Source organism: Pontibacterium sinense, assembly GCF_015209595.1.
Classification (GTDB): domain Bacteria; phylum Pseudomonadota; class Gammaproteobacteria; order Pseudomonadales; family Balneatricaceae; genus Pontibacterium; species Pontibacterium sinense.
Genome location: NZ_JADEYS010000010.1, coordinates 29,607 through 52,499 on the forward strand (window position 1 = coordinate 29,607; position 22,893 = coordinate 52,499).

Genomic DNA, 22,893 nt, shown 5'->3' on the forward strand with positions numbered 1-22,893 from the left:
TTCCGGCCGTGAAAATTGAAACAAATAATAAGAATGGGGAACCCCATGACCGACATGATTGACGTAAAACCCGTAGTTGCAGACTACGAGAGCCTGATTAAACCGGACAAGGTCCACACCTCTTTGTACTCCCACCCGGAGATTTTCGAAGAAGAGTTGGACAAGATCTTTAATAACACCTGGGTTTGGGTAGGTCACGAAAGTGAAGTGCCGGACGTAGGTTCTTATAAAACCGCGATGATTGGTCGCCATTCGGTGATTGTCAGCCGTGACCGTAAGAAAAATATCCACGTCCTGCTGAACCGCTGTCGCCACCGCGCTGCCACTGTGTGTGAAGGCAAAAAAGGCAAGACCAAAAGCTTCATGTGCCCATACCACGGCTGGGGTTACTCACTGGACGGTGCGCTGCGTGCAGTCCCTAAACCAGAAGAGTACGAAGGTGTCTTCGAAAAATCCGAACTGCCGTTGGTGAGCCTGCGCTTTGAAACCTATCAGGGCCTGATCTTCGCAACCTTCAAAGAAGATCTGGAGCCGCTGGAAGATTTCCTCGGTGGTGCAAAGAAATGGATCGATCTGTTCATTAAGCAAGGCGGTGGTTATCCACTGAAAGTGCTGGGCGATCACCGTTTCCGTTTCCCGGGCAACTGGAAGATCCAGCTGGAAAACACCACGGATGCGTACCACTTCCCAATCGTTCATAAGTCGTTTGTTTCCTCCGTGGATGACCAGACCGCTGAAGTATTCGACTTCCTCGACGGTGAAGGTCACGTGGAAGATCTGGGTAACGGTCACAGTGTGATGGTGATGATCCCTGAGCTGGTGGATCTGGACAACGATCTGGAAGCCGCGATTCCTGAACGTTTTCAGGCGTTGGCAGATGAACTGGCTGCAGAAGGTCATTCTGATCTGGAAGTCCGTCGTATGGTGCGTGCCGTTGGCGGTTCCGGTTTCAACCTGAACCTCTTCCCGAACGTTGCTTGTTCCATGGCGTTCTTCCGCACCTTGGTGCCGATATCCGTGAACGAGACTGAAATTCATCACGTTGCACTGGGTGGCGAAGGTGCGCCGAGTGGATTTAACCAGATGCGCATGCGTTTGCATGAACATTTTCAGGGACCGATGGGCTTTGGTACGCCGGATGATGCGGAAGCATGGGAGCGAGTACAGAAAGGTTCTCAGGCGGGCAGTGACGAGTGGATTCTGCTCAACCGGGGTCAGTCAAAACTGACAACCAGCCCGGACGGTAACGTGTCCGGTGCGGTGTGCTCAGAGACCGGAATGCGCGCTGCTTACCAGCAGTGGAAAAAGATGATGACCGTCTGAACGACTGATAATGGAGAGACAGAACAATGACCGATTTGAATTTGCTGAATCAGGTGACGGCGTTCATCAACACCGAAGCCGACATGCTGGATTTTGATGAGTATCAGGCGTGGCTGAACCTGTGGACCGATAACGGTGTGTACGTTGTGCCGATCGATCCAAACGAAACCGATTTCGCCAATACGCTGAACTTCGCCTACGACAAAGCTGATATGCGCAAACTGCGTGTGGCTCGCCTGGAAAGTGGCGAAGCGGTATCCACCCAGACTACAGATAAGACGGTTCGTGCCATGTCCCGTTTCCGCATTCTGGACAGCAACGACACACATGTGACCGTACGTTGTGCGATGAACCTGAGCGAATGCCGTCACGGTAACCTGCGCAGCTATCCGGCTGATGTGACTTACACGCTGCTGAAAGCGGACAACGAATTCCGTATTGAGGAAAAAGTGATTCGCCTGCAGAACTCCGACGCGTATCTCAGCAGCATCGGCTACATCCTGTAAGGAGGTGATCATGAACCAGACTACACAGGACTCAAAACAGGTTGCACTGGTGACGGGTGCAGCACAGGGGTTGGGCAAAGCGATTGCTCAGAGCCTGTTCAATGCGGGCTTTGCGGTGGTGATCACTGATGCCAACGAAGCGGGTGCTGCAGAGACCGCGCGCGAGATCGACGCAACCGCTGAACGTGTGCTGGCTTTGAAGCTGGATGTGTTGCTCAAAACGGACTTTGAAGCGGCACTGCACGCGTCGATTGAACGCTTCGGTAAGGTCAGCGCGCTGGTGAACAATGCTGCGATGACCCCGACCACACCCGTGATGGAGATCTCTCCAGAAGAGTTCGACAAGGTGGTGAGTGTGAATCTGCGTGGCACCTTCTTTGGTTGTCAGGTGTTTGGTCAGTACTTTGCCGACAACGGCTACGGTCGCATCGTCAATATGGCGTCACTGGCGGGGCAAAACGGAGGCACTGCATCGGGTGCTCACTATGCCTCCACTAAAGGCGCAATTCTGACCATGACCAAGATCTTTGCTCGTCAACTGGCCGAGTCAAAAGTGACGGTTAACGCGGTTGCGCCGGGCCCGATGGATCTGCCGTCTGTGCGTGAACTGGTGCCTGCTGAGCGTCTGGAACAGATCATCAACGACATGATCCCGGTGAAAGAACTGGGTAACGCAGACTTTGTGGCGGATATGGTCACCAAGCTGGCGGGACCTGATGCCTCTTTTGTCACAGGTGCAGCCTGGGACGTAAACGGCGGGATCTTTATGCGCTGATCCGAACCTTCGTGAAAGCTACTGCGCTTGATAATACCGCGTTAAAAATCAGCTCAAAGTGCTCATTTACTGCTCGTAAACTGCGCCTTTTCGCCAATTTTTGCCTTGTCTTATCTGCGCTCGTAACGCTTTCACGCCAGTTCGGTCGCCGGGGAAAACCGGCAAGAACTAATTTGTAAGGGTGACATCATGAGCGATCAATTAATCGACGTAGTTATTAGTAAACGTGAGGATCAGGCCGATGCAGTGGCGGTGTTTGAACTCACAGCCAAAGACGGTGCCGACCTGCCAGTATTTGAAGCGGGTGCCCACATTGATGTGCATGTGACACCCGACATTGTGCGTCAGTATTCTCTTAGCAACGATCCGGCGAGCACGGATCATTATCGTCTGGGTATCTTGCAAGATCCTCAGTCTCGCGGTGGTTCTGACGCGATTCATGCCAATTTCAAAGCGGGTACTGAACTTCAGGTCAGTGCGCCGCGTAATCACTTTCCGCTGAATCTGGATGCCGAACGTACGGTATTGATCGGTGGTGGTATCGGCATTACGCCAATGCTGACAATGGCTTACACCTTGCAAGCGGCCGGTAAAGAGTTTGAGTTGCACTACTGCTGCCGTACTCGTGGTAGTGCGGGTTTCCTCGATGAGCTGGCCGCGCAGTTTGGTGACCGAGTACACCTGCACTTTGACGATGCTGGTGATGATCAGCGTTTTAACCCGGAGCAGGTACTGGTGCCCGCGGTTGATGGTTCGCATATGTATGTTTGTGGTCCATCCGGCTTTATGGATTGGGTGATTGGTACCGCTGAATCGGTGGGTTACGCCAAAGACAATATTCACTTTGAGTACTTCAACGTAGACGTCGATACCAGTGGCGTGAGCTTTGAAGTGGTCGCCGAGCAGAGTGGTGTCTCGGTGATCGTTGGTGAAAACCAGACCATCGTGGATGCGCTGGCTGAGGCTGGCATCAAAGTGGATGTGTCCTGTGAACAGGGTGTGTGTGGCACCTGTTTGTGTGACGTGCTGGAAGGTACGCCAGAGCATAACGATAAATTTCTGACTGAGGAGGAGCGTGAGGATAACGATCAGATCGTACTCTGCTGCTCCCGTGCGAAAACCGACAAGCTGGTGCTGGATATCTGATATCGGGTAGCAGGGCGTGTGCTCCGCAGGTGAGCGTCTCCAGCATGAGATACCGCTGATCTGCCGGGCACTTTAGTGCAGCCGACTGACCGGGTGAGGGCAGAGGTCTGTCTTTAAATGGTTGAAAAGTAAACTATTTGGTAATCCCGAATCTGTTGGCAGTTCTATCTGAAGTTCTATCTGAAGTTACATAGCTACATTCGCTAAAGCCCGCCTGAAACCGGGTTGCAGCATTCTTTGGTAAATAACAATAAATAGGCGTGGCTCAGGCCAGAAAACGCCGCTATACCAAGAGAAAAGAAGCATGAGAAAGGTATTCAAAACAGTTGTTGCTGGCATCGTATTCTCAGCCAGTGTCAGCACGGCGTATGCGGAAACAAAACTGACTTTGTCTTCATGGTTACCACCCACGCATCCGGTGGTTAAAAACATGATTGTGCCTTGGACAGAGCAGGTCAAAGAAGTGACTGAGGGTCGTGTCACAGTCAATATTCTGGCGAAAGGTCTGGGGCATCCCAAAGTGCATTATGACATCGCGCGTGATGGTCTGGCTGATATCACCTACAGCGTGCATGGCTACACACCGGGTCGTTTTGTGATGACAAAAGCGGTGGAACTGCCGTTTGGCGGCGACAGTGCAGAAGCGTTGTCCGTGGCTTACTGGCGGGTGCATCAGAAATACCTCTCAAAGGCGCGTGAGCACAAAGATACACAACTGCTGAGTGTCTTCACACACGGTCCGGGTTTGATCCACAACAGCCAGAAAACCGTGAACAACGTATCCGATCTGTCTGGCATGAAAATGCGCGTGGGCGGGGGGGTTGTGAATGATGTTGCCAGCTCTTTGAAAGCGGTACCGCTATTGAAGCCAGCCTCTAAAAGCTACGAGCTGCTGTCTCACGGTGTGGCCGACGGGACCTTGCTGCCGATGGAATCTGTGATGGGCTTCAAGATTCAGGATCTGGTGAAACACACCACGGTGGTGCCCGGTGGTTTGTACAACATCAGTTTCTTTCTGGTCATGAACCGTGATCGTTTCCGCGACATTTCGAAAGAAGATCAGGACGCAATCATGCGTGTCTCCGGTGAAGCGTTTGCCAAGATGGCCGGCCGTGCCTGGGATGAGGCTGACAAAGCGGCATTGAGCGCACTGAAGGCGAATGGCAATGAAGTGATTGTGGCCGATGATGCGTTTATCGATTCGGTTAAACAGCGCACCGCTACATTGGAAGGTGAGTGGATCAAGGAAGCGAAGAAACGTGGCGTTGACGGTGCGGCTGCACTGAACGAACTGCGCCAGATCACTGCCAGCTATAACCAGTAACCGAGACCCGACTATGAGTTTCATTGCATCTTTGTTTAAACCGAAGATGTGGGTCAGCTCGCTCGAATTCTTATTCGAGCGGGTGCTCGCCTACACCGCCGCATGCGTCATGTTTGTGATGATGGCTGTCACGCTGGTGGATGTGGTGGGGCGGGATCTGTTTTCGGCGCCGCTTCCGGGTGGCTTCGAGATCACAGAGCTGTTACTCGCATCATTGATCTTTCTGGGTCTGCCCATGGTCACGGCTGAAAGTGCCCATGTGGATGTAGACCTGCTGGATTCAACCGTTCCGGCATTCCTTAAACCGCTGCAAAACATCCTGATCGGTGTGGTCAATATTGCCGCCTTTGGCATGTTGTCCTGGATGTTGTGGAAGTTTGCGATCCGTACCTACGAATACGAAGACACCACTGCCGTCTTGCAGATTCCGTACGCAGGTTTGGTGTTTCTGATGGCGATCTGCAGTTCGCTTTCGACGTTGGCACTGATCGTAATGCTGATCTTTAAGCGCGGCCAGAAGTTGTTTAGCAGCCACGGTGATGGCGCGCAAGGCAAGGTGGAGTAAGGCATGGAAATCAGTCTGATCGGCTTTGCCGTATTAATGATCTTTATTTTTGCCCGTGTGCCACTGGGTGTGGCGATGGGTGTCGTTGGAGTGTGTGGTTTTGCCTACGTGCAGGTTGAAGAGTTTGGTAACCCGCGTGGCTGGGACGCAGCGTTCAATATGATCTCTCAAGTCGCGTTTGAGACCGGCTTGTCCTACAGCCTCTCAGTGGTGCCGCTGTTTATCCTGATGGGTAACTTCATCACTGAGGCAGGGTTATCCAAACAGCTTTACCGCGCATCGAATGCCTTTCTGGGGCATTTCAAAGGGGGGTTAGCACTGGCGACGGTGGTGTCTTGCGGTGCTTTTTCCGCCGTGTGTGGCAGCTCAATGGCAACCGCTGCAACGATGTCGAAAGTGGCGATGCCATCAATGCGTAAATACAACTACTCCGATGGTCTGGCCAGTGGCTCGATTGCTGCCGGGGGTACGTTGGGCATCCTGATTCCACCCAGTGTGATACTGGTGATCTACGGCATCATGACCGAAACGGATATCGGCAAGCTGTTTATCGCGGGTCTGTTGCCCGGTTTTATTGGCATTGTGCTCTATATGGCTGCGGTGTCCGTCACCGTGCATCTGAAACCGAAAGCGGGTCCGGCGGGTGTGAAATCCACATGGGCGGAACGGCTGGAGGCGGTGAAGCATGTCTGGGCGATTTGTGGCCTGTTTATCGTCGTCATGGGCGGTATCTACAGCGGCATATTCACTCCGACAGAAGCCGCCGGTATTGGCGCATCAGGTGCGTTCTTTATCGCCTTATTGCGTCGCAGCCTCACCTTCAAACGTCTGACCGATACCTTGGTCAGTGCGGTACGTACCACTGCCATGCTGTTCTTCCTGGTGATCGGTGCGGTGCTGTTCTCCAACTTTATCAATCTGGCCGGTTTGCCTGATGCGCTGCGGGACATGGTGCTGGGTATGGATCTAAGTCCGGTGCTGGTGATTCTGGCGATTGTGGGGATCTATGTGCTGCTGGGCTGTGTGCTGGAAAGCATGTCGATGATCCTGCTAACAGTGCCGGTATTTTATCCACTGGTGCAGGCAATGGGGTTTGATCTGATCTGGTTTGGCATCTTGGTGGTGGTTGTCACCGAAATCAGCCTGATCACACCGCCGGTGGGACTCAATGTATTTGTCCTGAAAACCGTATTGCCGGATGTGAAGTTGGCCACGATCTTCCGTGGGGTGACCCCGTTCTGGATCGCAGACATCGTGCGTCTGGTACTGATTGCGACGGTCCCAGCTATCTCTCTGGCGCTGCCCAATATGGTGGGGTGATTAACGCAGGAGTTCGCCCCTGACGATTCGGGTCGCAGGGGCGCTTTTTAACGCAGAACGTTTTAACACTGAGCTTTTTAACATGAGCGATGTAAGGAAGGGCTGAATCAATGATCCCGGAAATTAACACCATTTTGTACGCCTCTGATCTGGGAGAAAGTGCACGCCCGGCCTTTGTGCTGGCCGCCAAAGAGGCCTTTAAGCACAACGCGCAGATCACCTTTCTCAACGTGGTGGAGCCTGCCAGTGATGCGACGGAAGCTTTGCTCGACGGGTACATGAGTCATGGCTCGGTGCAGGAGATGCGCCAGAGTGGGATGAGCAAGCTGAAAGCGTTGATGGAAAGCCGGATCGAGCAGTTTTATGACGAAGAGTTGCAGAACCGTTTGCCCCTGCAACACCGTCCATTGGCACGGATTGAGGAAGGTCCGGCAGCGGAAACCATTATTCAGGTGGCTGATGAACTGAATGTCGATCTGATTGTGATGGGTACCCGCACCCGCACTCATTCGGCGCTGGGCCGGTTTTTTGTCGGCTCCACTGCGCAAAGTGTGCTGCAGCTGTGTGATCGCCCGATGTTGATCGTGCCACTGAAATCGTAACCACCATGACGGCAACGGATCACCGAATACAAGTGAAAAATCGCGAGGCTGAGTTCCACTGCCCGGCAGATAAAACCTTGCTGGTGGGGATGGAGCAGCAGCTGACAAAAGCCCTTGATGTGGGCTGTCGCGGTGGCGGTTGTGGAGTGTGCAAGATCCGCGTCCTGAGCGGTGAGTATGAGCGGAAACGGATGAGTCGCGCTCATATCTCAGAACAGGAAGAAAAAGACGGTTTGGCGTTGGCGTGCCGGATTTTTCCCCGCAGTGATCTCTGTATTGAGGCGATCCCTGCACTGGAAATATCAGGCCACGACTGTGAGACCGATAAGAAAAACGAGTGCTGATCAATCCTGACAATAAGAAAGTAAAGAGGATAAGAAGATGAGAAAAGGCGTCATTCGTCCCGGTCATGTCCAGATTCGTGTGCTGGATATTACAGAAGCACTGGCCCATTACCGTGATCTGCTGGGGCTGATCGAAGTAGAAACGGACTCTCAAGGCCGGGTCTATCTGAAGGGCTGGACCGAAGTGGATAAGTTCTCGGTGGTGCTGCGTGAAGCAGATGTGCCGGGTATGGATTTCATGGGTTACAAAGTGCTGAACAGTGATGTGTTGGGCCAGCTGGAAGAAGATCTGAAAGCTTACGGTTGTGAGGTGGAAGAGATTCCGGCGGGTGAGTTAAACGGTTGTGGCCGTCGTATCCGTTTCGCTGCGCCAACAGGGCATCAGTTCGAACTTTATGCGGAGAAAGAACAGACCGGAAAATGGGGTCTGTCCAAGGTGAACCCGGAAGCCTGGCCACGCGACCTGAAAGGGATGAAAGCCACCCGTTTTGACCACTGTTTGCTGTACGGACCGAACGTTGAAGCAACCTATGAGTTGTTCCGTGATGTTCTGGGTTTTGATCTGGCTGAGCAGGTGATCGATCCGGAAGGCAATCGTGCGGCGGCGTTTTTAACCGCCAGCATGAAAGCCCATGATGTGGCATTCATCGAATGTCCTGAACCCGGCAAGTTCCACCATGCGTCCTTCTTCCTTGAAACCTGGGAAGACGTGCTGCGCGCGGCCGATCTGATCTCCATGACCGATACCTCTATCGATATTGGCCCGACTCGTCACGGCCTGACCCACGGTAAAACCATCTACTTCTTCGACCCATCCGGCAACCGCAACGAAGTGTTCTGTGGTGGTGATTATCACTATCCGGATCACGAGCCGGTGACCTGGAAAGCCGAAGACTTAGGTAAAGCGATCTTCTATCACGATCGTGTACTGAACGAACGCTTCCTGACCGTACTGACCTAAGCAGGCGGTATGCCCGGCAGACCCTGTCGGGCATTTGAAACCCACGGAATTAGCCATCTTCCCGAGACACAACATGAAAGAATTTAAGAATTTTATTAACGGTGAATTCGTTACCACTGAAAGCGGAAAAACTTTCGAAAACCGCAACCCGGTGGATAACAGCCTGATTGGAATGGTGCATGAAGCCGGTCAGCCGGAAGTGGCGGCGGCCGTGGCAGCAGCAAAAGCGGCGATGAAAGGGCCTTGGGGCAAGATGACCCAGGCCGAGCGTATCAAGTTGCTGGATAAAGTTGCCAACCGCATCAACGAGCGTTTCGACGAATTCCTTGATGCTGAATGCAAAGACACCGGCAAACCGCACAAGATTGCCTCACACATCGATATTCCGCGAGGCGCAGCCAACTTTAAAGCCTTTTCCGAGACATTGGCGAACCATCCAACCGAAGCCTTCAAGCTGGATACCCCTGACGGCAAAAGTGCACTGAACTACGGTCACCGCACGCCTAAAGGTGTGATCGCGGTGATCAGTCCGTGGAACCTGCCCCTGTTGTTGATGACCTGGAAAGTCGGTCCGGCAATGGCCTGTGGTAACACCGTCGTGGTGAAGCCGTCCGAAGAAACACCTGCCACCACCACCTTGCTCGGTGAAGTGATGAACGAATGTGGTGTGCCAAAAGGTGTGTACAACGTCGTACACGGTTTTGGACCCGATTCCGCGGGTGCTTACCTGACCGAACACCCTGATGTAAACGCCATTACCTTCACCGGCGAAACCCGTACCGGCGAGATCATCATGCGGGCTGCATCCGTGGGCTTACGCAACATCTCTCTGGAATGTGGCGGCAAGAACCCGGGCATTGTGTTTGCTGATTGCGATATGGATAAAGCGATCGAAGGCACCATGCGTTCAGCCTTTGTGAACTGTGGGCAGGTTTGTCTGGGCACCGAACGTGTCTACGTGGAACGTCCGGTTTTCGAAGAGTTTGTACAGCGCCTGAAAGAGGGCGTGGAGCAGCTCAAGCTGGGGCGTCCGGAAGATGCCAGCGTCGACTTTGGTCCGCTGGTCAGTCAGGAACATAAGGAAAAAGTGCTTTCTTACTACCGTCTGGCGGTAGAAGAGGGTGCCAATGTGGTGATCGGTGGCGGTGTTCCTGAAATGGGCGACGATCTGAATGCGGGTGCCTGGGTAGAACCGACCATCTGGACCGGTCTGGCGGACGATGCCCGTGTGGTGAATGAAGAGATCTTTGGTCCGTGCTGCCATATCCGTCCATTCGATACGGAAGAAGAAGCGATTGAGCTGGCAAATGATACCAAGTACGGCCTGTCTGCGGCGATCTGGACCGAGAACGCGTCCCGCGCCTGCCGTGTAGCCGAGTCACTGGATGTGGGCATCGCGTGGGTGAACAGCTGGTTCCTGCGAGATCTGCGTACCGCGTTCGGGGGGGCGAAAGAGTCCGGTATTGGCCGCGAAGGTGGCGTGCATGGGCTGGAGTTCTATACCGAGCTTAAAAACGTCTGCCTCAAACTTTGAGATTGTCTTTTGATCCGGCGCTGCGTTGCGAGTCTTCCTGCGCGTGCTCATTAACTGGCGTTAACTCCGCTGCTCGTCAGCCTCGCGCCTTGCTCCGAAGCAAAATCCAAGACTCAAGTACGTGGGCAAACCACCTCTGTCGCGCAGCAGTCAGTTCCTTGGACGACCAGCTGCATAAACGGAAAAGAGAAGAATGATGAATAAAGAACAGATTATCCAATGCGGTGACGAGCTGTTTGAGGCGATGTGCAACCGCAGCACCTTGCGTCCATTCACCGAACGTTACGAAGACATCACGATTGAGGATGCTTACCACATCTCCCTGCGTATGGTGGAGCGCCGCGTAGCGGCAGGTGAACGCATCATCGGTAAAAAGATCGGTGTGACCTCCAAAGCGGTGCAGAACATGCTGAATGTGCACCAGCCGGATTTTGGTTTTCTGACCGACCGTATGGCCTTTTCTGAAGGCCAGGAGATGCCGATCAGCGAGCAGCTGATGCAGCCAAAAGCGGAAGGTGAGATCGCGTTCATCCTAAAGAAAGACCTGATGGGGCCCGGTGTGACCAACGCGGATGTGCTGGCCGCAACCGATTGTGTCATTCCGTGTTTTGAAGTGGTCGATTCCCGTATCGAAAACTGGCAGATCAAAATCGAAGATACCGTGGCAGATAACGCGTCGTGCGGCCTCTTTATTCTGGGCGACAAAGCAGTTGATCCGCGCAAAGTGGATCTGGCGACCTGCGGCATGGTGGTGGAGAAGAACGGTTCCATCATTTCGACGGGCGCAGGGGCGGCAGCGTTGGGCAGCCCGGTGAACTGTGTGGCCTGGCTGGCGAATACGTTGGGTCAGTTTGGTATCCCGCTGAAAGCCGGTGAAGTGATCTTGTCCGGTTCGTTGGTACCACTGGAGCCGGTTCAGGCCGGTGACTACATGTCTGTCTCTATCGGCGGTATTGGTTCCGCGTCTGTGAAGTTTGTTTGAGGGAAATACGATGAGTAAAAAACTCAAAGCCGCAATTATCGGACCGGGCAATATCGGCACCGATCTGCTGATCAAGATGTTCCGCTCCGAGTGGATTGAACCCGTTTGGATGGTGGGTATCGACCCAGAATCTGATGGCCTGAAACGTGCTCAGGAGATGGGTATTAAAACCACCGCCGAAGGTGTGGATGGTTTGCTGCCCCACGTGATCGAAGACGATATCCGTGTCGCCTTTGATGCGACTTCTGCTTACGTCCATGCAGAGAACAGCCGCAAGCTGAACGAGCTGGGCGTGATCATGATCGATCTGACCCCTGCGGCTATTGGCCCGTTCTGCGTACCGCCGGTGAATCTGGCTGAGCACGCCCAGAATCTGGAGATGAACGTCAATATGGTGACCTGTGGTGGTCAGGCGACCATCCCAATGGTGGCCGCTGTATCTCAGGTTCAGGGCGTGGAATACGGCGAGATTATCGCAACGGTTTCTTCCCGCTCAGCCGGTCCCGGTACGCGTAAGAACATCGATGAATTCACCCGCACCACGGCCGGCGCCGTAGAGAAAGTGGGCGGCGCAGACAAAGGCAAGGCAATCATCATTATCAACCCGGCTGAGCCACCGCTGATCATGCGTGACACCGTGCACTGCCTGACCAATGAGACACCGAACGAAGCCGCGATCACCGAATCCGTCCACGCGATGGTGAAAGAGGTGCAGAAATACGTACCGGGTTATCGCCTGGTCAACGGCCCGGTGTTCGATGGCAACCGTGTCTCCATGTTTATGGAAGTGGAAGGTCTGGGTGACTACCTGCCGAAATATGCGGGCAATCTGGACATCATGACAGCGGCCGGTTTGCGCACCGCTGAGATGTTTTCCGAAGAAGCGGCGAACGGTTCCATTACCCTGCCCAATCGCGGTTAAGCGGAGGATAACGCTATGAATTTGAAAGATAAAAAAGTCATCCTTCACGACATGAGCCTGCGTGACGGCATGCACGCCAAACGTCACCAGATCTCACTGGATCAGATGGTGGATGTGGCGACCGGTTTGGATGAAGCCGGTATGCCACTGATCGAAGTCACCCACGGTGACGGTCTCGGTGGCACCTCGGTGAACTACGGTTTTCCGGCGCACAGCGACGAAGAGTACCTGGGTGCGGTTATTCCGAAGATGAAAAACGCCAAGGTCTCTGCGCTGCTGTTGCCGGGGATCGGAACCGTTGATCACCTGCGCATGGCAAAAGATCTGGGCGTCAACACCATCCGTGTCGCAACCCACTGCACCGAAGCCGATGTCTCCGAACAGCACATTGGCTTAGCCGCCAAGCTGGAGATGGATACCGTCGGTTTCCTGATGATGGCGCATATGGCCACCCCGGAGAAGATTCTGGAGCAGGCCCGCCTGATGGAATCCTACGGTGCGAACTGCATCTACTGCACCGATTCCGCCGGTTACATGCTGCCGGATGAAGTGACCGAAAAGATCGGTCTATTGCGGGCTGAGCTGAATCCTAATACTCAGATCGGTTTCCACGGTCACCACAACATGGGCATGGCGATTGCCAACTCACTGGCCGCAGTAGATGCCGGTGCGTTCCGTATCGATGGCTCGGTTGCTGGCTTAGGTGCAGGTGCCGGTAACACGCCGCTGGAAGTCTTTGTGGCGGTGCTGGAGCGCATGCAGGCGGATCACGGCATTGATCTGTACAAGATCATGGATGTGGCCGAAGACCGGGTGGTGCCATTTATGGATCAGCCGATCCGGGTGGATCGCGATGCGCTGACACTGGGTTACGCCGGGGTGTACTCCTCCTTCTTGCTCTTCGCACAACGTGCTGAAGCTAAATACGGCGTCACTGCACGTGATCTGCTGGTTGAACTGGGCCGTCGCGGCACAGTCGGTGGACAGGAAGACATGATCGAAGACCTCGCGCTGACGATGTCTCAAGAACGAGCTAAAGAGAAAGGGCTGAACTGATGGCTGATGTTAAAGGCAATAAGCTGACTCAATCACAAATTGAAGAACTGGCGATCCATCTGGAAAACGCAGAACTGGAAGCGTACGAAGTCACCAAAATCACGGACGACTTCCCGGATATGACCTATGACGATGCATTTGATATCCAGTGGGAAATCCGCCGTCGTAAAGAAGCACGCGGCAACAAAATCGTCGGCATGAAAATGGGCCTGACCTCCTGGGCCAAGATGTCCCAGATGGGCGTTGAGCATCCATGTTACGGCTTTCTGGCGGATTACTTCTCGGTCCCTGAAGGCGGAGACATCAAACATGATGAGTTGATCCACCCGAAGATCGAGGCGGAACTGGCGTTTGTGACTAAAGCACCGCTGAAAGGTCCGGGTGTGCATATCGGTGATGTGCTGCGGGCGACTGATTTTGTGATGCCTGCCGTCGAAGTGATTGATTCCCGATACAAAGACTTCAAGTTCGATCTGAAAAGCGTGATTGCTGACAACTCCTCCTCCACCCGTTTTGTGACCGGCGGTCGTATGGCGGATGTGGCCGATCTGGATCTGAAAAATCTGGGTGTAGTGATGGAGATCAACGGTGAAGTTGTTGAAGTGGGTGCGGGTGCTGCGGTGCTGGGTCATCCGGCCGCGTCAGTTGCCATGCTGGCCAATATGTTGGGCGAGCGCGGTGAAGAGCTGCCAGCCGGTTCCTTTGTGATGATCGGTGCAATTACCGCTGCCGTGCAGGTAAACAAAGGGGACTCTTTCTGCGTGCGCTATCAGGATCTGGGCACGATCAGCGGCAAATTTGTTTAAGTCGTTTATCTCAGCGGCGAAATAAAACGCTGTCCGCATTCCCACGCGGGAGCGTGGGAACGAGGTGGATCTGAAAATTTGCTCTGGTTCCCACGGTCCTCCGTGGGAACCCATACAGCGGGATCAGTTACCTCCTGGTGAGAGAAAGACTGTTTAGGAGTATTTATGCCAATTGTTCAGGTCAACATGATGGCTGGTCGGACCAACCAGCAGAAAGAGGCGATGATCCGAAAAGTGACCGATGCAGTGATGGACGCGGTCGGCGCACCGGAGCAGAACGTTACGGTGCTGATTAACGAGATTCCCAAAACCGAGTTTGGGATTGGTGGTGTATCAGCGCAGACGCTAGGGCGCTAACTCAGGCTTTTAACAGGTTAAGTATTTAAGGAGCGATGCAATGCCAATCGCACAGATCAACATGATGGAAGGCCGTACGGATGAGCAGAAAACTGCTCTTATTCGTAAGGTCACCGATGCAATTATGGATTCACTGGATGCGCCCGAAGGGAATGTACGGGTGCTGATCAACGAGATACCTAAGAAGCACTTCGGTATCGGTGGGCAGTCAGCGGATAAGTTGGGCCGGTAAGTAGCCTCGGGCTGAACACCCCGCAAAAACAAATAAGAAATACAGGTGGTTAATATGAGTGATACAACCTTCGATATCCGCGATTTCCGTCGCGCACTGTCCCAGTTTCCAACCGGCGTTACGGTCATCACCACACTGGATGGCAATGGCGAGCCTATCGGTGTCACCGCGAGTAGCTTTAACTCCGTGTCTATCGATCCGCCGCTGATCCTCTGGAGCATCGACAAAGGCGCGTACAGTCTGGAAACCTTCCAGAATACTGAGCATTTTGCGGTGAACGTGCTGGGTCGTGATCAGGTGGAAACCTCCAATCGATTTGCCAGCCGTGGTGAAGACAAGTTCAAAGATGTGGCCTACAGCGCCGGTGTCGGCGGTAGCCCGATTCTGGACAGTTATGCTGCGCAATTCGAATGTAAAACCTGGGCGGTGTATGAAGGCGGCGATCACCTGATTCTTGTCGGTGAAGTACTGGATTACCGTTACAACGATGCCAGTGCACCGCTGGTCTTTGCGCGGGGTAGCTATGCCGTATCGAGTCAGCATCCGGTAGCTTCCAAAGGCGATTCTGAAAATGCATCCGGCGAATTTGTCGGGGATTACCTGCTGTACCTGCTGCGTGAAACCTACAACCGTTTCAGCGCCGAGTTGTACCCAAAAATGCAGGCCGAAGGTGTGAATCCGGAAGAGTGGCGTGTATTAGCGATGTTGCTGGATAACGGTGCTATGCAGATCGATGCATTGGCACCGCTGGTGATGCAGCCATCCGTAGCCCTGCGTCAGACTGCTGAGTGGATGCAGGATCGTGGTCTGGTTGTGTTGGCGGCCAACGATACGCTGGAACTGAGTGCTGAAGGTGCTGCTTTGGCGGACAAGTTACTGGGTATCGCTAAGTGCCATGAAGCCGATGCACTGTGTGCGTTGCCTGCAGAACAAGCCCGTCAGCTGAAAGACGGACTGAAGGCCATTCTGGCAACACAAAGCGCGTGATGGATTGGGTCTGATGGGGGCTAAAGAGATAGCCTCCATTTTCAGATGTACCTTGTCGATTTTGAACAAAAGGCCTGAGTACGGTACCGATAGGATTTTGTAGATTACGTTCTGTATACAAGGCGTGTTTGAGAGATGAAAACAAATGAGGGTTTTTATTGTGTCTATTAGGAATAGATAGCTCATAACCTCTACTGCTTTATGAAAAAGTTATCGCCCTGTATTTATGTTTTTCTTTTATAAACTTGATAAGTGGAGTTGCTTGGTTGAGCTGAATAAATAATTTGATTTAGTGCCTTAAAACACTGGAGTAGGTTGTGAAAAATATAATAAAAAAGATTCCTAATCTTCGTCATCTGCGTGCCTTTATGGTGGTGGTTGAGTGTGAAAGTATTACCTCTGCATCAAGTTTTTTACATGTCTCGCAGCCTGCGATAAGCAAGGCCATATCTAATATGGAAGCATTGGCGGGGACGATGCTCTTTAGTCGATCTCCTGAAGGGACTTATGCGACGGATGAGGGGCGTTTTCTTTATTCCAAGGTTAAGCATGCATTCGAGCATTTAGATAACGGTTTTAAAGACGCTCTAGGCGATATCCATCGTGTTAAACGCTTGTTGCATATTACAACAAGCAATCAATTAAAGGCTTTTATGACGGTTGCGCGTGTCACGAGCTTTAGCGAAGCAGCAGCCATCCTGGGTGTTCCAGCATCCGCTATTCATCGATCAGTACGAGAGTTTGAAGAGAATCTGGAGCTGACCTTGTTTCAGCGGAAAGGAAAGGTGATCGAATCCACGCCTGCTGCAGAACAACTGAATCTGTCGGTGACCAGTGCAGTCCGAGAGATCATCGAGGGATTGGGCGAAATATGCCCTAAGAGCAGTGTTGACGGGGTTAATCTCTCCATTGGTTGCGTCGCAGATGCGGACAACTCGACGTTATTTCATCACATTTCTGAGTTTGCCTCTCAAGCATCAAATTGCAGAGTATCTATCGAAGATGGAACCGTTCGTGAGCAGTTGCAGCGGCTCAGGGCTGGGGAGATCGACGTTGTTATCGGACATGCCGATTCAGAGGAGTCTCTGAGTGGCATCGTATCCAAAAAATCGAGGTTCAGTGATCCTTTGGTGGTCGCGGTAAGCGCAACCCATACGCTGGCTGCGGCAGATCATATTAGTGATGAAACCCTGGCCTCCTTTCCGTGGGTGGTTAGTTCAAACTATGCCATAAACAACCGGAATACTTCCGAACTATGGAAAGAGATTGGGGCAGTACCTGAAAAAACCATTGAAGCTAATTCAATTGATTTAGCTTTAAAGCTCGTTGATGGCAGCAACAGTTTAGGTGTTTTCTTATTATCTCAAGTGAAATGTTTATTTGAGTTAGGGCGGTTAAAGTTGTTGTCGATAGACCTTGAACAACACAGTTGTTCGGAGTCTGTTTTTGTTCGGAGCGGGTGGCAGCCAACCGCTATGCAAGAAAGTTTTGTGGAATCTATTAGTCAATAAGGGTTTTTATATGTGTGTTTATAGGGTTTGTCTTTTGTTTTTAAATTAATGTGTCGCCAATGGTATAGAATTTTGTGAATTCAGATTTATATATTTCATCCCCTTTATTCGTAGGTGAGATTCTAGAACGGTTACGACAGCCGGTGTTTAAGGAACCTGCGAATAAGTCCGAAACGACTCTGGCTTTTAGAGCAATTCGAGATCAAGGCAACGATTACAGCCATGCTGGTTGCCTCAGGATCGCCTGCCGGACGTAAATCGCTAACGTAGAGATCGGGTTGCTCTAAAAGCCCCGAAGGGCGGGTGTTAAAACAGCTTTCTGCTTTGTCAGGCAGCTTGGAAAGGACCAGTCATTCCACTGCACTGCCTTTCGCACATAAAGCTGTTTTATCTCCCGCAGAGAAAGTCTCGGACTTGTTCGTAGGTTCCTCAGCACCACCTAAAAATAAAACTCGCTAAAAAAGCAGGGTGAAGTATGAAATTTAAAGCTATATGTTTTGCAACAGCTGCAGTGATGGCTGCTCCAATGGCCGCGCAGGCTGATGCAACCTTGTATGGTTCTATGCGCATCAAAATGCAGAATCTGGATAACCAGAGCCTTAATATTGCAGACAACACGTCACGTATCGGAATCAAAGGCAGTACCGAACTCTATAACGGGATGAAAGGGCTTTTTCGTTTTGAACAAGCGCTGGATACAGAAGCCGGTGCACTTGGCGGAGGCCGAATAGGCAGTATTGGTATTGCGGGTGACTTCGGTACCGTCCTTATGGGTAAGCAATGGACCTCGTTTGCATTGTGGACCATTCTCCCGGTTCATCAGGTTGATAACACCACCGGCCCTCTGAGCGCAGGTTACGCTGCACGTTATACACGTGAAGCGATGATTCAGTACTTTTCACCGAAGTTTGGCGGTTTCCAGTTTGCTGGTGCAATCACTGCGGACAGTAACGGAAACGGTGAAGATGTAGATACCTACAACCTGTCTGCCAAATATGCCACGGGTGGATTAGCCTTCACTGCGTCTACCGTTGGGTTTCAGGATATCGATGCGAACGTGACTGCTGCAACGGCGTCTTATAAATCTGACAAAGTTTATCTGGCTGCCCGGATCGCTGACGATGAACGAAATGTTGGCGCTGAAAGTTCTTACGTTGTGACCGGTTCATATGCGATGGGTAATACACTCTTGTTGGCCAACTACGGCGACGATGATAACGAAGCGAGCGAAGAGTGGTCTGTCGAGGTGCGTCAGAAGTTGGGTAAACAGGCACGCGTCTTTGCAGCGTACACCGATCAGGGTGCGTCCGATGGCGTTGAAGTGGGTTATCGAGTCGACTTCTAAGGTCTTGTCCTGGTGAAACCAGTTTTTAGTGTTTGCTAGTTCGTTAAACCGCAGGATAGCTACCCCTTCTAGTCGTCCTGCGTTTAACAAAATTAGTTGGATATGCTTGTTTGGAGGGTTGTCGCCAGCCCTCCTTTTTTATTGAAGCCCTATGTATTTGGGGTTTGGCTGCACTCTTATCGCTTTTTTCGCTGAAAGAGCGGCTGAAAGCAATATTGGCAACACAGCGTTCGTCAGGTGCTGTGTTTATTCGGGCTGTCTGGGCATAAACTGAAGGAAGTTAACTTTCCTTTTCAACTTTTTAGTCTGTCCCGAGGCATTGCCTATGTCTGATCAGCAAGTGTCTGATCCATCATCCAATTCTCAGTCCGATCCAGCCCGTGCCGGGTTTGGCGAATTTGTTGCCCTGATGGCCTTAATCATGTGTTTGGTGGCGCTGTCGATTGATGCGATGTTACCGGCGCTTGATCAGATGGGCGTCGCGCTCAATGTGGCTGCGGCCAATGATATCCAGTTGGTTATCTCGGTGGTGTTTCTGGGGGTTGCCACGGGGCAGCTGATCTATGGACCGCTGGCGGATGCGAAAGGCCGGAAGCCTACCGTCTATCTGGGATTTGCCCTGTTTATTTTGGGGACCTTATTCTCTCTGTTTGCACAGGATCTGCAAACGATGTTGGTCGGACGTTTTTTACAGGGCTTGGGTGCGGCGGGACCGCGTATCGTCACAGTGGCGATTGTACGAGACCAATACAAAGGCAAAGAGATGGCGCGGGTGATGTCGCTGATTATGACGATATTTATCCTCTGTCCGGTTGTTGCGCCGTTATTGGGGCAGGGTGTGTTACTGGTGGCGGGCTGGCGTGAAATTTTCGGCTTGCTGCTCGCATTGGCGTTGATCGCAGTGGTGTGGTTTGGGTTAAGACAGCATGAAACCTTACCGCAGGAACGTCGAATTCCCATCTCAGCAAAACGTGTACTGGCGAATATCAAAGAAGTGATCGGGCAACGCGCTGCGCTGTCTTACATGATCGCACTGGGTTTTGTATTCGGGGCATTTATTGGCTTTCTCAGTTCGATTCAACAGGTTTTGCAGGGGCTTTACGATCTGGGGGCGATGTTCCCTGTGTACTTTGCGGTGCTGGCGATCAGCATTGGGACGGCGTCTTACACCAACTCCCGGCTGGTGATGTGGTTTGGCATGCGTTCACTGGCACTGACGGCGACGTTATTTATTACGGCTTTTTCGTTGCTGGCCTTGCCTTTATTTTATGTGTTGGGTGGTGTGCCTCCGCTGTGGTTATGGATGGCCTATCTGCTGCTGACTCTGTTTTGCGTGGGGTTGTTGTTTGGCAACCTGAACGCGATGTCGATGGAACCGTTTGGCCACATTGCAGGGATGGCCTCAGCGATTGTTGGGGCAGTATCCACTTTTATTGCGGTGTCGATGGGCACGGTCGTTGGCCAGTTGTTTGACGGCACAGTGTTACCAATTGTTGGCGGCTTTGCGTTGCTGGGTGGTCTGGCGTTGTTTGCCATATGGCGAGCCTGTCAGGGTTGTGAAAAACCGGTCACCGTATGACATTGTCTGTGCTTAAGAAGAGAAGAAATTGATGAATACACCTTATAAGTTGTTAGGCGGTGAAGCAGGCGTGCGTCAATTGTCGCAAGAGCTTTACCGGGTGATGTCGGGCAGTGCGGAGGCTAAAACCATTCGCGATATGCACGCTGAAGACCTGAGCGGCGTATCAGAAAAGCTGTTTATGTTTCTGTCCGGTTGGCTGGGCGGACCTAATCTCTACCTGCAGAAGTACGGTACGATCTGCCTCTCCACTCCACACTCCAAATACGCCATTGGTCCGGCTGAACGGGACCAGTGGCTGGCCTGTATGGATGGTGCACTGGATAACATCGGGGCTTCAGTCGAGCTGAAAGAGATGCTGAAGGAACCGATGTTTCATCTCGCCGATGTGATGTGTAACCGGGATTAATTCTTAGGTTATCTTAAGGCCCACTCGGTTCCTTCTGTTGTGTATCAACGATCTTTTTATCCGTTGCACGACGTCTTCTGTTCGGATTCACGGGCACTTTACGGGTGACACCTTCCAGCGGTAAACGGACGCTAATTTGTAAACCGGGTTTTGCATTTTCGATGCTCAGAATACCCTGATGTGCGGTGACGATCGCTTGTACCAGCGATAAACCTAAGCCTGTGCCTGACTTGTTGTGACCATTTTCACTGCGGTAGAAGCGGCGGGTGATGTGGTCCAGTTCCTCATCGGGCAGGCCGGGTCCGTAGTCGCGAATCTGCAGCAGGGCGTGATCTTTCTCTTCACTGACGCTGATCTCAATCAACTGGCCGCAGTGGGCGTACTTAAACGCGTTTTCCAGCAAGTTAGTGACGCACTGGAAGATCAGGTTCGGATTGGCATTCAGCTTGACCGGCTTGGCGTAGAGCTTAAGTTCTTGTCCTTCGACCTCGGCCAGTGGCCCATAGATATCCAGTACGGAACCGAGCATATCGTCCAGATAAAATACTTCGCTGCTGTGAGGTTTACCCGCTTCCAAAGCGGCAATATTAAGCGCCGCGTTAAACACCGTCAGAAGGTGATCCACTTCGTCCGTTGCTTTATCCAATGCTCTTTGTGTCTCGGGTTCCTGGACCTGATCTCGCGTATCTTCCAGCAGATTTCTCACACGGGTGAGGGGCGTGCGCAGGTCATGGGCAATATTGTCAGAGACACTTTTGACGGCCGTGACGGTATGGGAGATTTGCGACAACATGCGATTCAGGTGCATGGCGAGGCTGTCGAACTCCTTTTCCTGACCCCGGATCGGAATGCGCTGATCCAGATTGCCACCATCAATCACATCTTCACATAGATCATTAATTGAGCGGATTCGACGTAAGACATAAGCGCTGGCAATCAGACCGCCAATCGCGCCGCTGCCCAGGGTGATAAAGAGCGTCAACTGAACCCAGAACACCATCTTTTCAGCATGGTAGTGGTCGGTATAGTCAAAGCCGTAGATCAGGGTGTTTTTGTTGGGCAGAACCAGCTGCGAAATCATCAAAATACGCGGTTCGTTTTTGATCATCGCTTCGGCCAGTTCGATATTCGGGCCGACCTTTTCATCCAGAAAGCTCAGCTCTCCAATGTCGCCGATGGTCAGGACATTGGTTTTCAGGCGGTAGTGAAGGATGCCACCGCGTCGCCACTCCTCAAACTGTTTGATCATCGTGCCGGCTTGCGCCTGATCTTGTAGTTGCTTGTGGGAGGTTTTCAGAAAGTTGGTGAGGAAGTAGCTGTCGGCGGACATCGGGGTGTTGTGATTACGGATCACCGACAGGGCTGTTAGCAGGGTGACCAGTAACAGCAGCCAGATCGAGAACATGATCCCGATACGGGAGATGGAGACGCGGATTTTCATGGCTCAGGCTTCGATCTTGTAGCCGGAGCCACGCACTGTATGGATCAGCTGTTTATCGTAGGGTTTATCCAGCTTGTTGCGCAGCTTGCTGATATGCACATCGACCACATTCGTTTGTGGATCAAAGTGGTAACCCCAGATCTGTTCCAGTAGCAGGGTGCGGCTGATCACTTCGCCGCGATGTTGCAGCAGGAATAGCAGAATGCGGTATTCCGTGGGTTTTAGCTCCAGCGGATCACCTTGCCGGCTGACCTTATGGGATAACGTATCCACATTCAGGTCATCCATCTGGATCATATGATCCTCGGCCAGTACCAAGGGGCGGCGCAGTAGTACGCTGACCCGCGCTTGTAATTCGCGGAAGGAAAAGGGTTTGGTGAGATAATCATCGGCTCCGGCTTGCAGGCCATCGACGCGATCATCCACTGTCGCCATTGCGCTGAGTAGCAGTACAGGTGTTTTATTCCCCAGACTGCGTAACGCCTTAAGAATTTTGATTCCATCAACCTTTGGCAACATGCGGTCGAGAATGATCGCGCTGAATGATTCAGTGCTTGCCAGAAACAAACCATCCTCGCCGTTGTCGGCGCTTTCCAGCTGGTAGCCCTGCTCTTCCAGACCTTTGCGGATAAAGCCGGAGACTTCCCGGTCATCTTCTATCAACAGTATTCGAGACATAGTGTTTCTGACATCGCTTTTGGCATCGCATCCGTGGAGTGCTGTAGGTCGATTAAGTCATAAGGTGTGCCTTGCATCAAGGTACAGACCGATCAAAAAAATTCATGTCTAAAAATCGAAAGCGTGATTATAAGTTCTTTATAATCAGTATGTTAAGTGTTGTTTTTGTGTCTGGTTTGTTCATGAAA

General features: G+C 52.2%; 23 protein-coding genes and 1 pseudogene. 22 read left to right on the forward strand and 2 right to left on the reverse strand.

From position 1 onward, the window contains the following. The first annotated feature begins 45 nt into the window (after nt 1-45). The 22 genes and pseudogenes from IOQ59_RS11075 (at nt 46) to IOQ59_RS11180 (ending at nt 20,586) form a co-directional block, all read left to right on the forward strand. Complete coding sequence (locus tag IOQ59_RS11075) at nt 46-1,323, forward strand: aromatic ring-hydroxylating oxygenase subunit alpha (RefSeq protein WP_193953355.1); 1,278 nt, start codon at nt 46-48, stop codon at nt 1,321-1,323. Nucleotides 1,324-1,349: 26 nt separating this feature from the next. Further along, complete coding sequence (locus tag IOQ59_RS11080; RefSeq protein ID WP_193953356.1) at nt 1,350-1,829, forward strand: aromatic-ring-hydroxylating dioxygenase subunit beta; 480 nt, start codon at nt 1,350-1,352, stop codon at nt 1,827-1,829. A gap of 10 nt (nt 1,830-1,839) precedes the next feature. Continuing rightward, nucleotides 1,840-2,604 (forward strand): SDR family NAD(P)-dependent oxidoreductase, encoded by a 765-nt coding sequence (locus tag IOQ59_RS11085; RefSeq protein WP_193953357.1) that lies wholly within the window; start codon nt 1,840-1,842, stop codon nt 2,602-2,604. Nucleotides 2,605-2,793: 189 nt separating this feature from the next. Then, complete coding sequence (locus IOQ59_RS11090; protein WP_193953358.1) at nt 2,794-3,750, forward strand: PDR/VanB family oxidoreductase; 957 nt, start codon at nt 2,794-2,796, stop codon at nt 3,748-3,750. A 304-nt stretch (nt 3,751-4,054) separates the two neighbouring features. Further along, nucleotides 4,055-5,074 carry a TRAP transporter substrate-binding protein gene (locus IOQ59_RS11095; protein ID WP_193953359.1) on the forward strand — a complete coding sequence of 340 codons (1,020 nt, stop codon included), beginning with the start codon at nt 4,055-4,057 and terminating at the stop codon, nt 5,072-5,074. A 13-nt stretch (nt 5,075-5,087) separates the two neighbouring features. Beyond that, entirely contained in the window at nt 5,088-5,639 is a 552-nt protein-coding gene (locus tag IOQ59_RS11100) for a TRAP transporter small permease (RefSeq protein WP_193953360.1), read from the forward strand. A 3-nt stretch (nt 5,640-5,642) separates the two neighbouring features. After that, nucleotides 5,643-6,959 (forward strand): TRAP transporter large permease, encoded by a 1,317-nt coding sequence (locus IOQ59_RS11105; RefSeq protein WP_193953361.1) that lies wholly within the window; start codon nt 5,643-5,645, stop codon nt 6,957-6,959. A gap of 110 nt (nt 6,960-7,069) precedes the next feature. Next, the gene (locus IOQ59_RS11110) at nt 7,070-7,561 is read left to right on the forward strand and encodes a universal stress protein (protein WP_193953362.1); all 492 of its coding nucleotides are present in this window, start codon (nt 7,070-7,072) and stop codon (nt 7,559-7,561) included. A 32-nt stretch (nt 7,562-7,593) separates the two neighbouring features. Next, complete coding sequence (locus IOQ59_RS11115; protein ID WP_371871858.1) at nt 7,594-7,905, forward strand: 2Fe-2S iron-sulfur cluster-binding protein; 312 nt, start codon at nt 7,594-7,596, stop codon at nt 7,903-7,905. A gap of 37 nt (nt 7,906-7,942) precedes the next feature. After that, entirely contained in the window at nt 7,943-8,866 is a 924-nt protein-coding gene (locus IOQ59_RS11120; RefSeq protein ID WP_193953364.1) for a catechol 2,3-dioxygenase, read from the forward strand. Between the two features lie 73 nt (nt 8,867-8,939). Continuing rightward, nucleotides 8,940-10,400 carry a 2-hydroxymuconic semialdehyde dehydrogenase gene (locus tag IOQ59_RS11125; protein WP_193953365.1) on the forward strand — a complete coding sequence of 487 codons (1,461 nt, stop codon included), beginning with the start codon at nt 8,940-8,942 and terminating at the stop codon, nt 10,398-10,400. Nucleotides 10,401-10,596: 196 nt separating this feature from the next. Continuing rightward, nucleotides 10,597-11,382 carry a 2-oxopent-4-enoate hydratase gene (gene dmpE, locus IOQ59_RS11130; RefSeq protein WP_193953366.1) on the forward strand — a complete coding sequence of 262 codons (786 nt, stop codon included), beginning with the start codon at nt 10,597-10,599 and terminating at the stop codon, nt 11,380-11,382. Between the two features lie 10 nt (nt 11,383-11,392). Continuing rightward, nucleotides 11,393-12,304, forward strand: a complete 912-nt coding sequence (locus tag IOQ59_RS11135; RefSeq protein ID WP_193953367.1) for an acetaldehyde dehydrogenase (acetylating) — start codon at nt 11,393-11,395, stop codon at nt 12,302-12,304. 15 nt (nt 12,305-12,319) lie between these two features. After that, complete coding sequence (dmpG, locus tag IOQ59_RS11140) at nt 12,320-13,360, forward strand: 4-hydroxy-2-oxovalerate aldolase (RefSeq protein WP_193953368.1); 1,041 nt, start codon at nt 12,320-12,322, stop codon at nt 13,358-13,360. Continuing rightward, on the forward strand, nt 13,360-14,166 hold the full coding sequence (gene dmpH / locus IOQ59_RS11145) for a 2-oxo-3-hexenedioate decarboxylase (RefSeq protein ID WP_193953369.1): 807 nt from the start codon (nt 13,360-13,362) through the stop codon (nt 14,164-14,166). Before dmpG ends, dmpH begins: the two co-directional genes overlap by 1 nt. A gap of 165 nt (nt 14,167-14,331) precedes the next feature. Continuing rightward, nucleotides 14,332-14,523 (forward strand): 2-hydroxymuconate tautomerase, encoded by a 192-nt coding sequence (thmT, locus tag IOQ59_RS11150; RefSeq protein WP_193953370.1) that lies wholly within the window; start codon nt 14,332-14,334, stop codon nt 14,521-14,523. Between the two features lie 40 nt (nt 14,524-14,563). Then, complete coding sequence (locus IOQ59_RS11155; RefSeq protein WP_193953371.1) at nt 14,564-14,755, forward strand: 4-oxalocrotonate tautomerase; 192 nt, start codon at nt 14,564-14,566, stop codon at nt 14,753-14,755. Between the two features lie 54 nt (nt 14,756-14,809). Then, a complete protein-coding gene (locus IOQ59_RS11160) occupies nt 14,810-15,742 on the forward strand; it encodes a flavin reductase (protein WP_193953372.1) in 933 nt (310 codons plus the stop codon). A 317-nt stretch (nt 15,743-16,059) separates the two neighbouring features. Further along, nucleotides 16,060-17,253, forward strand: coding sequence for a LysR family transcriptional regulator (locus tag IOQ59_RS11165; RefSeq protein ID WP_193953373.1), 1,194 nt, complete (start codon nt 16,060-16,062; stop codon nt 17,251-17,253). Between the two features lie 475 nt (nt 17,254-17,728). Then, a complete protein-coding gene (locus IOQ59_RS11170) occupies nt 17,729-18,598 on the forward strand; it encodes a porin (protein WP_193953374.1) in 870 nt (289 codons plus the stop codon). Between the two features lie 298 nt (nt 18,599-18,896). Next, nucleotides 18,897-20,177: pseudogene (locus IOQ59_RS11175) on the forward strand (multidrug effflux MFS transporter); the annotation flags it as partial. Between the two features lie 31 nt (nt 20,178-20,208). Beyond that, nucleotides 20,209-20,586: a group II truncated hemoglobin gene (locus IOQ59_RS11180; protein ID WP_228050849.1), complete on the forward strand. Its 378-nt coding sequence runs from the start codon at nt 20,209-20,211 to the stop codon at nt 20,584-20,586. A 13-nt stretch (nt 20,587-20,599) separates the two neighbouring features. Here the strand turns inward: IOQ59_RS11180 and IOQ59_RS11185 are convergent, their stop codons facing one another. Both IOQ59_RS11185 and IOQ59_RS11190 read right to left on the reverse strand, forming a co-directional pair. Further along, on the reverse strand, nt 20,600-22,027 hold the full coding sequence (locus IOQ59_RS11185; protein WP_193953377.1) for a sensor histidine kinase: 1,428 nt from the start codon (nt 22,025-22,027) through the stop codon (nt 20,600-20,602). A gap of 3 nt (nt 22,028-22,030) precedes the next feature. Further along, entirely contained in the window at nt 22,031-22,705 is a 675-nt protein-coding gene (locus IOQ59_RS11190; RefSeq protein WP_193953378.1) for a response regulator transcription factor, read from the reverse strand. Between the last annotated feature and the right edge of the window lie 188 nt (nt 22,706-22,893).

Coding starts and splice junctions, on each gene's coding strand:
- IOQ59_RS11075 (WP_193953355.1), top strand. CDS start 46: ATGACCGACATGATTGACGTAAAACCCGTAGTTGCAGACTACGAGAGC.
- IOQ59_RS11080 (WP_193953356.1), top strand. CDS start 1,350: ATGACCGATTTGAATTTGCTGAATCAGGTGACGGCGTTCATCAACACC.
- IOQ59_RS11085 (WP_193953357.1), top strand. CDS start 1,840: ATGAACCAGACTACACAGGACTCAAAACAGGTTGCACTGGTGACGGGT.
- IOQ59_RS11090 (WP_193953358.1), top strand. CDS start 2,794: ATGAGCGATCAATTAATCGACGTAGTTATTAGTAAACGTGAGGATCAG.
- IOQ59_RS11095 (WP_193953359.1), top strand. CDS start 4,055: ATGAGAAAGGTATTCAAAACAGTTGTTGCTGGCATCGTATTCTCAGCC.
- IOQ59_RS11100 (WP_193953360.1), top strand. CDS start 5,088: ATGAGTTTCATTGCATCTTTGTTTAAACCGAAGATGTGGGTCAGCTCG.
- IOQ59_RS11105 (WP_193953361.1), top strand. CDS start 5,643: ATGGAAATCAGTCTGATCGGCTTTGCCGTATTAATGATCTTTATTTTT.
- IOQ59_RS11110 (WP_193953362.1), top strand. CDS start 7,070: ATGATCCCGGAAATTAACACCATTTTGTACGCCTCTGATCTGGGAGAA.
- IOQ59_RS11120 (WP_193953364.1), top strand. CDS start 7,943: ATGAGAAAAGGCGTCATTCGTCCCGGTCATGTCCAGATTCGTGTGCTG.
- IOQ59_RS11125 (WP_193953365.1), top strand. CDS start 8,940: ATGAAAGAATTTAAGAATTTTATTAACGGTGAATTCGTTACCACTGAA.
- dmpE (WP_193953366.1), top strand. CDS start 10,597: ATGAATAAAGAACAGATTATCCAATGCGGTGACGAGCTGTTTGAGGCG.
- IOQ59_RS11135 (WP_193953367.1), top strand. CDS start 11,393: ATGAGTAAAAAACTCAAAGCCGCAATTATCGGACCGGGCAATATCGGC.
- dmpG (WP_193953368.1), top strand. CDS start 12,320: ATGAATTTGAAAGATAAAAAAGTCATCCTTCACGACATGAGCCTGCGT.
- dmpH (WP_193953369.1), top strand. CDS start 13,360: ATGGCTGATGTTAAAGGCAATAAGCTGACTCAATCACAAATTGAAGAA.
- thmT (WP_193953370.1), top strand. CDS start 14,332: ATGCCAATTGTTCAGGTCAACATGATGGCTGGTCGGACCAACCAGCAG.
- IOQ59_RS11155 (WP_193953371.1), top strand. CDS start 14,564: ATGCCAATCGCACAGATCAACATGATGGAAGGCCGTACGGATGAGCAG.
- IOQ59_RS11160 (WP_193953372.1), top strand. CDS start 14,810: ATGAGTGATACAACCTTCGATATCCGCGATTTCCGTCGCGCACTGTCC.
- IOQ59_RS11170 (WP_193953374.1), top strand. CDS start 17,729: ATGAAATTTAAAGCTATATGTTTTGCAACAGCTGCAGTGATGGCTGCT.
- IOQ59_RS11180 (WP_228050849.1), top strand. CDS start 20,209: ATGAATACACCTTATAAGTTGTTAGGCGGTGAAGCAGGCGTGCGTCAA.
- IOQ59_RS11185 (WP_193953377.1), bottom strand. CDS start 22,027: ATGAAAATCCGCGTCTCCATCTCCCGTATCGGGATCATGTTCTCGATC.
- IOQ59_RS11190 (WP_193953378.1), bottom strand. CDS start 22,705: ATGTCTCGAATACTGTTGATAGAAGATGACCGGGAAGTCTCCGGCTTT.